This is a genomic window from Streptomyces sp. RP5T (assembly GCF_003933965.1).
Taxonomy (GTDB): Bacteria; Actinomycetota; Actinomycetes; order Streptomycetales; family Streptomycetaceae; genus Streptomyces.
In genome coordinates this window covers 1-8,010 of the sequence record NZ_RSAJ01000392.1, presented here as the reverse complement: position 1 = coordinate 8,010, position 8,010 = coordinate 1, and the positions used below count along the sequence as shown (strand labels likewise).

General features: G+C 72.4%; 7 protein-coding genes. 6 read left to right on the top strand and 1 reads right to left on the bottom strand.

Annotated features, from left to right (window positions below):
• Positions 1–1,213, top strand: a 1,213-nt coding sequence (locus tag EHS43_RS30955) for a hypothetical protein (protein ID WP_125194007.1), incomplete at its 5' end; no start/stop codon positions are given.
• A 12-nt stretch (positions 1,214–1,225) separates the two neighbouring features.
• Positions 1,226–1,993: an enoyl-CoA hydratase-related protein gene (locus EHS43_RS30950; RefSeq protein WP_125194006.1), complete on the top strand. Its 768-nt coding sequence runs from the start codon at positions 1,226–1,228 to the stop codon at positions 1,991–1,993.
• Positions 1,994–2,093: 100 nt separating this feature from the next.
• Here EHS43_RS30950 and EHS43_RS30945 read toward each other — a convergent pair whose 3' ends face one another.
• Positions 2,094–2,780, bottom strand: a complete 687-nt coding sequence (locus tag EHS43_RS30945; RefSeq protein ID WP_125194005.1) for a vancomycin high temperature exclusion protein — start codon at positions 2,778–2,780, stop codon at positions 2,094–2,096.
• Positions 2,781–3,002: 222 nt separating this feature from the next.
• Here EHS43_RS30945 and EHS43_RS30940 point away from each other — a divergent pair, with 222 nt between their 5' ends.
• The 4 genes from EHS43_RS30940 to dnaG form a co-directional block, all read left to right on the top strand.
• The gene (locus EHS43_RS30940) at positions 3,003–3,839 is read left to right on the top strand and encodes a sirohydrochlorin chelatase (RefSeq protein ID WP_125194004.1); all 837 of its coding nucleotides are present in this window, start codon (positions 3,003–3,005) and stop codon (positions 3,837–3,839) included.
• Positions 3,840–3,894: 55 nt separating this feature from the next.
• A complete protein-coding gene (locus EHS43_RS30935) occupies positions 3,895–5,181 on the top strand; it encodes a deoxyguanosinetriphosphate triphosphohydrolase (RefSeq protein ID WP_125194003.1) in 1,287 nt (428 codons plus the stop codon).
• Positions 5,182–5,316: 135 nt separating this feature from the next.
• Positions 5,317–6,582 carry an NAD(P)/FAD-dependent oxidoreductase gene (locus EHS43_RS30930; RefSeq protein ID WP_125194002.1) on the top strand — a complete coding sequence of 422 codons (1,266 nt, stop codon included), beginning with the start codon at positions 5,317–5,319 and terminating at the stop codon, positions 6,580–6,582.
• A 29-nt stretch (positions 6,583–6,611) separates the two neighbouring features.
• Positions 6,612–8,010: DNA primase (dnaG, locus tag EHS43_RS30925; protein WP_125194001.1), on the top strand; the 1,399-nt coding region annotated here is incomplete at its 3' end.

Here is an 8,010-nt window from a genome sequence, read left to right as displayed (position 1 = left end):
CCCCCCGCTCACCCCGGGGCCCCGCCGGCTGTTCAAGCACCCCCGCCTGATGCACTACAACCGGCTGGCGGCCCTGGTCGTCACGGCCAACCTCGTTTTCCTGTACGCGAGTTGGTCGCCCTCGGCGCGGACCATGGGCCACGCGGCGCTCGTCAACCTGGCCCTGGCCGTCGTCGTCCGCCAGCAGTACGTCGTCAACCTCCTGTTCCGGCTGGCGACTTCGGCTCCGACGAGCTGGCCCCTGAAGGTCCGCTGGACGCTCGGGAAGGTCTACCACTTCGGCGGCCTGCACGTGGGCGGGGCACTGGCGGGCACGGCCTGGTTCCTGGCCCTGACCGTCGGGACCCGCGATGTCCCCCTCATGGCGGTCGGTTGGACCCTGCTGGCCCTCCTGGCGCTCATCGTGGCCACGGCCCTGCCGCCCTTCCGGTCCCGCCACCACGACCACTTCGAGAGGATCCACCGCTTCGGCGGCTGGACCGCCCTGCTCCTCTTCTGGGCCCACACCCTCCTCGCCGGCCCCGGCCCCTTCGAGGTGACCGTCCTCGCGGTCGTCACCTTCAGCGTCGCCCTGCCCTGGCTCCGGCTGCGCAAGGTCGCCGTACGCCTCGAACGCCCCTCCTCCCACGTCGTGCTGGCCCGCTTCGACCACGGCGAGACCCCCTTCGCGGGCTCCTCCACGGCGATCAGCCGCAGCCCGCTGAAGGAGTGGCACTCCTTCGCCAACGTCCCCGCACCCGGCCAACCCGGCTTCCGGCTCACCATCTCCCGGGCCGGCGACTGGACGGGCGCCTTCATCGACGACCAGCCGGCGAAGGTCTGGGTCAAGGGCATCACCACCGCCGGGGTCGCCAACATCGAGGTCCTGTTCAAGAAGGTGGTCTACGTGGCGACCGGCAGCGGCATCGGCCCCTGCCTGCCCCACCTGCTGGCCGCCGAGGTCCCCTCCCGCCTGGTCTGGGCCACCCGCGACCCCCGCGCCACCTACGGCGACGCCCTCGTCGACGAGATCCTCGCCGTCCAGCCGCACGCGCTGGTCTGGGACACCTCCCGGCACGGCAAGCCCGACATGGTGCGCCTCGCGTACCAGGCATGCCGGGACTTCGGGGCCGAGGCCGTCATCTGCATCTCCAACAAGAAGCTGACCTGGCAGGTGGTGCACGGCCTGGAGCGGCGGGGCATCCCCGCGTACGGCGCGATCTGGGACTCGTAGAAGGGAAGCCCGATGAACCATCTGAAACTCGAACGGCACGGCGGCGTCGTGATCGTCCGCCTGCACCGCCCGCACGTCCTGAACGCGCTCAGCTCCGCGCTGCTGGCCGAACTCCTCGACGTCCTGCGCCCGTTGGACGACGACCAGGACGTGGGCTGCTTCGTCGTCACCGGCTCGGAGCGGGTGTTCGCCGCGGGCGCCGACATCAAGGAGATGGCCGGCAGATCGGCCGTGGACATGGCGGCCGAGGACTACTTCGCGGGATGGGAGGAGTTCGCGGACCTGCGCACCCCGAAGATCGCCGCCGTCAACGGCCCCGCGCTCGGCGGAGGCTGCGAACTGGCGATGATGTGCGACCTCGTCGTCGCGGGCGAGTCGGCCGTCTTCGGACAGCCCGAGGTCAAGCTCGGCGTGATCCCCGGCATCGGCGGCACCCAGCGCCTGACCCGCCTGGTCGGGCGGGCGAAGGCCATGGACCTGGTCCTCACCGGACGCACCATGGACGCGCGGGAGGCGGGGCGCTGCGGCCTCGTCTCCCGTGTCGTACCGGACGACCGGGTCCTGCCGGAGGCCCTGGAGGCGGCCGCGACGATCGCCTCGTACGGGCGCACGGCGGTCAGGGCGGCCCGTGAGTGCGTGCAGCAGTCCCTGGAGACCGGCCTGCGCGACGGCATCCGCTTCGAACGCCGGGTCTTCCACGCCCTGTTCGCGACGGCGGACCAGAAGGAGGGCATGACCGCATTCCTGGAGAAACGCGCCCCGCGCTTCACCGGACGCTGACCGCGTCCCCCGGGGGCCGGACCGTCGCGTCCGGCCCCCGGGCCATGGCGTCCGGCCCCTGGGCCCTCGTGTCCCGCCCAGGTCCCGCCGTGCGTCCGGCTCAGCGTGCCGACGCCAGCGCGTTCGTCACCCCGGGCTCCTTCGGCCCCAGGAACCGCGGATCGGGCTGGAACACCGCGTCCAGGGCCGCCTTCCCCGCCGCGAGGATCTCCCGGGTGCCGCCGTAGTACCAGGTCACGTCGTGCTTGGCGTCGACGCCGACGCCGTACGAGGTGACACCGGCCGCCTGGCAGAGGGCGACCGCGCGCCGGATGTGGAACCCCTGACTGATCAGCACGGCCTGGTGCACACCGAAGATCTTCCGGGCGCGGACGCAGGAGTCCCAGGTGTCGAAGCCCGCGTAGTCGCTGACGATCCGGGTGCCCGGGACGCCGTGCCGGGTCAGGTACGCGCGCATGGCGTCGGGCTCGTCGTAGTCCTCGCGGCTGTTGTCGCCGGTGACGAGGACGACCTCGATCCGGTTCTCCCGGTACAGCCGGGCCGCCGCGTCGAGCCGGTGGGCGAGGTACGGCGACGGCTCGCCGTCCCACAGCCCCGCCCCGAAGACGACGGCGACCTCGGTGCGCGGCACGTCGGCCGTCGTGCGCAGCCGGTCGCCCGTCACGACGTACATCCACGTCGACGGCAGCAGCGCCAGCACGCACCCCGCCATCACGGCCTGCACGAGCCTGCGCCGCCCGGCACGCGTGCGTGGCAGGCGCGGTCTGCGAACCCTCGGCAGTCGCATCGGACGGTCCCTCCCCGCTCGTCTTCCGACCAGCTTCCGACCAGCGAAGACGTGCTCCCGGGCCGGCCGGTTCGGCCGGCGGCGCGTGAGCAGGCTCACTTCCCGGCGCGAAACCGCAGGTCACGCCTCCTCACATCCCGCGGCCCGGCACGGTGAACCGCCGGAAAGGACCCGTCATTGCCGTGAAACGGGCAGGCAACCTACGGCGGACACCATCGATCCATGAACCGGACCAGCAGCCAGCCCAGTCTCGTCCGTCTCGACGGCCGACGCCGCCCCGAGCCTGCCGCGCTCGTCCTGGTGGCCCACGGCAGCCGCGACCCGCGCACCCTCGCCACGGTGCACGAGCTCCTGGACCAGGTCCGCGCCCAGCGCCCCGGCCTGCCGGTGCACCTGGGCCACATCGAGCTCAACGAGCCCCTGCTGCCCGACACCCTGGCCTCCCTGGGCCCGGCCGAAGCGGTCCTGGTCCCCCTGCTGCTGTCCCGCGGCTACCACGTCAAGCGCGACATCCCCGAGATGGCGGCGGCCTCCCCGGCACACGCGCGCGTGGCGGACCCGCTCGGCCCGCACCCCCTCCTGGTGGAGACCCTGCACGCCCGCCTGGTGGAGGCGGGCTGGCCCACCGGCGCGGACGAGGCGGTCCGGCGCGAGAGCGCGGTGGTCCTGGCGGCGGCCGGTTCCCGGGACCCGGACTCGGCGGCGGACACCCGCCGCACGGCTCAGCTCCTGGCCGACCGCCTCGGGGTCCCCGTGGTCCCCGCCTACGCCTCGGCGGCGACCCCCACCGTCGAGACGGCGATCCGGGCGCTGACGGCCAGGGGCCGCCACAGGGTCGCGGTGGCGTCGTACTTCACGGCACCGGGCCTGTTCGCCCGGCAGTGCGCGGAGAAGGCCCCGTGGATCGCCGCGGCCCCCCTGGGCACGCACCCCGCGATGGCCGACCTCATCCTGCACCGCTACGACCAGGTCGCCGACCGGAGGGGCGCGGGGCTGCATCGATCAGCGGCTCCGCCGCGGGGCGCGACCAGCCACGAACTGCCCGCACTCGCCGTATGACAGCACTCGGCAGACGGACCGGCGAATTGTCAGTCCCTGCCCGTACTGTCAAGACATGCCGTACGACCCGCAGTCAACCGAACGCTGGGCGCCAGAACCCGACAAGCGCCCCGGCCGCACCGCCTTCCAGCGCGACCGCGCCCGCATCCTCCACTCCGCCGCGCTCAGAAGGCTCGCCGGCAAAACGCAGGTCGTCACGCCGGGCACCAGGAACCAGATGTGGGACGCCAGCCCCCGTACCCGGCTCACCCACTCCCTGGAGTGCGCCCAGGTGGGCCGCGAGCTCGGCGCGGCCCTCGGCTGCGACCCCGACCTCGTGGAGGCCGCATGTCTGGCCCACGACCTCGGCCACCCCCCGTTCGGCCACAACGGCGAACACGCCCTGAACGAGTTCGCGGAGGACTGCGGCGGCTTCGAGGGCAACGCCCAGTCCCTGCGGCTGCTCACCCGCATCGAACCCAAGCGGTTCACCGAGGAGGGCTCGGTGGGCCTCAACCTCACCAGGGCCACCCTGGACGCCGCCACCAAGTACCCCTGGCCCCGCGGAGCGCACCCCACCGACCCCGGCTCCCGCAAGTTCGGCGTCTACGAGGACGACCGCCCGGTCTTCGACTGGATCCGCAAGGGCGCCCCCGACGCCCGCACCACCTTCGAGGCCCAGGTCATGGACTGGTCCGACGACGTGGCGTACTCGGTGCACGACGTCGAGGACGGACTGCACGCGGGCCACATCGACCCCAACTGCCTGCACGCCGAACCGGAACGCCGTGCGGTCTTCGAGGTCGCCCTCGGCAGGTACGTCTCCGAGGACACCGACCCCGCCGAGCTCGCCGCGGCCCTGGACCGCCTGCAGAACCAGGAATGGTGGCCGCACGGCTACGACGGCTCGGCCGTGGCGCAGGCCCGCCTCAAGGACGCCACCAGCCAGCTCATCGGCCGCTTCTGCCTGTCCGCCGAGGCCGCCACCCGTGCGCGATGGGGACACCGCCCAGGCCCTTCGGGCACTGGGGGAGACACCGGGGGGCTCACGAGATACGGCGCCGAACTCGTCGTACCGCACGAGATCCGCCTGGAGTGCGCGGTGCTCAAGGCCGTGGCCGACCGGTACGTCATGCAGCGCGCCGAGCAGGAGCGGCTGCGTGCCGACCAGCGGATCGTGGTCGCCGAGCTCGCCGAGGCGCTCACCGCCCGCGCCCCGGACGGCCTCGACCCCCAGTTCCGGGCGCTGTTCGACCGGGCGTCCGACGACCGCGCGCGCAAGCGGGTGATCGTCGACCAGATCGCGTCTCTCACCGACGCGTCCGCCCGCTCGCTTCACGCCCGTCTCATGGGGCACGTGTAGAACACATATGACAGGAGTGACGGGAAAGACGCCCGAATGTGACCCTCCGTGGCCTGATCGGGCCACTCCCTCTTCCCCCATCACGCTCCGTGCGGGACGCTCCCATGTGGCGGCACCCTTACGAGGAGGAATCAAGTGGTCGACGCGGATCAGACTTTTGTCATCGTGGGAGGAGGTCTCGCCGGCGCGAAGGCGGCCGAGACGCTCCGGACGGAGGGCTTCACCGGCCGCGTGATACTGATCTGCGACGAACGCGACCACCCCTACGAGCGCCCGCCGCTCTCCAAGGGCTACCTCCTCGGCAAGGAGGAGCGCGACAGCGTCTTCGTGCACGAACCCGCCTGGTACGCGCGCAACGACATCGAGCTGCACCTCGGCGAGACCGTGGACGCCATCGACCGCGCGGCGAAGACCGTCCGCTTCGGCGAGGACGGCACCGCGGTCCGCTACGACAAGCTGCTGCTGGCGACGGGCGCGGAGCCGCGCCGGCTGGACATCCCGGGGACCGACCTCGCGGGCGTCCACCACCTGCGCCGCCTCGCCCACGCCGAGCGCCTCAAGGGCGTCCTCGCCGCCCTGGGCCGGGACAACGGCCACCTGGTGATCGCCGGCGCCGGCTGGATCGGCCTGGAGGTCGCGGCGGCGGCCCGGGAGTACGGCGCCGAGGTCACCGTCGTGGAACCCCTGTCCACCCCGCTGCACTCCGTCCTCGGCCCCGAGCTCGGCAACCTCTTCGCCGAACTGCACCGCGAGCACGGCGTCCGCTTCCACTTCGGGGCGAGACTGACGGAGATCGTCGGACAGGACGGCATGGTCCTCGCGGCCCGCACCGACGACGGCGAGGAGCACCCCGCGCACGACGTCCTCGCGGCGGTCGGCGCGGCCCCCCGCGTCGCCCTCGCGGAGGCCGCCGGGCTCGAACTGGCGGACCGGGCGCACGGCGGCGGCGTCGCCGTGGACGCGCAACTGCGCACCTCCGACCCGGACATCTACGCGGCCGGTGACGTGGCCTCCTTCCACCACGCCCTCTTCGGCAACCGGCTGCGCGTCGAGCACTGGGCCAACGCGCTCAACGGCGGCCCGGCCGCGGCACGCGCGATGCTGGGCCGCCAGGTGACGTACGACCGGGTGCCCTACTTCTTCTCCGACCAGTACGACCTGGGGATGGAGTACAGCGGCTGGGCGCCCCCCGGCTCGTACGACGAAGTGGTGATCCGGGGAGACGCCGGCAAGCGCGAGTTCATCGCCTTCTGGGTGAAGCAGGGCCGCGTGCTGGCCGGGATGAACGTCAACGTGTGGGACGTCACGGAGCCGATCCAGGCACTGATCCGCTCCGGGGCTCAGGTGGACACGGAGGCGCTGGCCGACCCGCACGTTCCGCTCGTCGGCCTCGTCCCGTAGGTGTCAGTACCTCCCCGTAGACTTCACGCGTGGCAGGACGGATCAACGACGAGGACGTGAAGGCGGTACGGGACGCGGTCCCGATCGACGCCGTCGTCTCCGAGTACCTCCAGCTGCGCAACGCGGGCGGTGGCAACCTCAAGGGCCTGTGCCCCTTCCACGACGAGAAGTCGCCGTCCTTCCAGGTCAGCCCGAGCAAGGGTCTCTTCCACTGCTTCGGCTGCCAGGAGGGCGGCGACACCATCACGTTCGTGATGAAGGTCGACCACCTCTCCTTCTCCGAGGCGGTCGAGCGCCTCGCCGCCCAGGCCGGCATCACCCTGCGCTACGAGGAGGGCGGCTACAACCCCTCCCACCAGCGCGGCGAGCGCATCCGCCTGGTCGAGGCCCACAAGATCGCCGCCGACTGGTACATGGAGCAGCTGGCCACCAGCCCGGAGGCCGACACCGGCCGCCAGTTCCTCGCCGAGCGCGGCTTCGACCAGGCCGCCGCCGCGCACTTCTCCGTCGGCTACAGCCCCCAGGGCTGGGACCACCTCACCCGCTTCCTGCGCGGCAAGGGCTTCAGCGACAAGGAGATCCTGCTCTCCGGTCTCGCCCAGGAGGGCCGCCGCGGCCCCATCGACCGCTTCCGCGGCCGCCTGATGTGGCCCATCCGCGACATCGGCGGAGACGTCGTCGGCTTCGGCGCCCGAAAGCTCTACGAGGCGGACAACGGCCCGAAGTACCTCAACACCCCCGACACGGCGATCTACCGGAAGTCCCAGGTCCTGTACGGCATCGACCTCGCCAAGAAGGACATCGCCAAGGCCTCCCGCGCCGTCGTCGTCGAGGGCTACACCGACGTCATGGCCTGCCACCTCGCGGGCGTCACCACCGCCATCGCGACCTGCGGCACGGCCTTCGGCGGCGACCACATCAAGATCCTGCGCCGCCTCCTCATGGACAACGGCTCGGCCCGGGTGATCTTCACCTTCGACGGCGACGCGGCCGGCCAGAAGGCGGCCCTGCGCGCCTTCGAGGACGACCAGAAGTTCGCCGCCGAGACCTACATCGCGATCGCCCCCGACGGCATGGACCCCTGCGACCTGCGCCTCGCCAAGGGCGACGACGCGGTGGCCGACCTGGTCGAACCCCGCACCCCGCTCTTCGAGTTCGCGCTGCGCCAGATCGTCGTCCGCTACGACCTCGACACCCCCGCCGGCCGCGCCGCCGCCCTCGACGAGGCCGCCCCGATCGTCGCCCGCATCAAGAACAGCGGCGCCCAGCACGAGGTCGCCGTCCAGCTCGCCGGCATGCTCGGCATCCTCGACACCCAGTTCGTCGTCAAGCGGGTGGCCCAGCTGGCCCGGTGGGCCCGCGACCGCGGCGGCAAGGGACCGGCCCCCTCGGGACGCGGCCCGCAGCAGCCGTCGTACGACGGAGCCC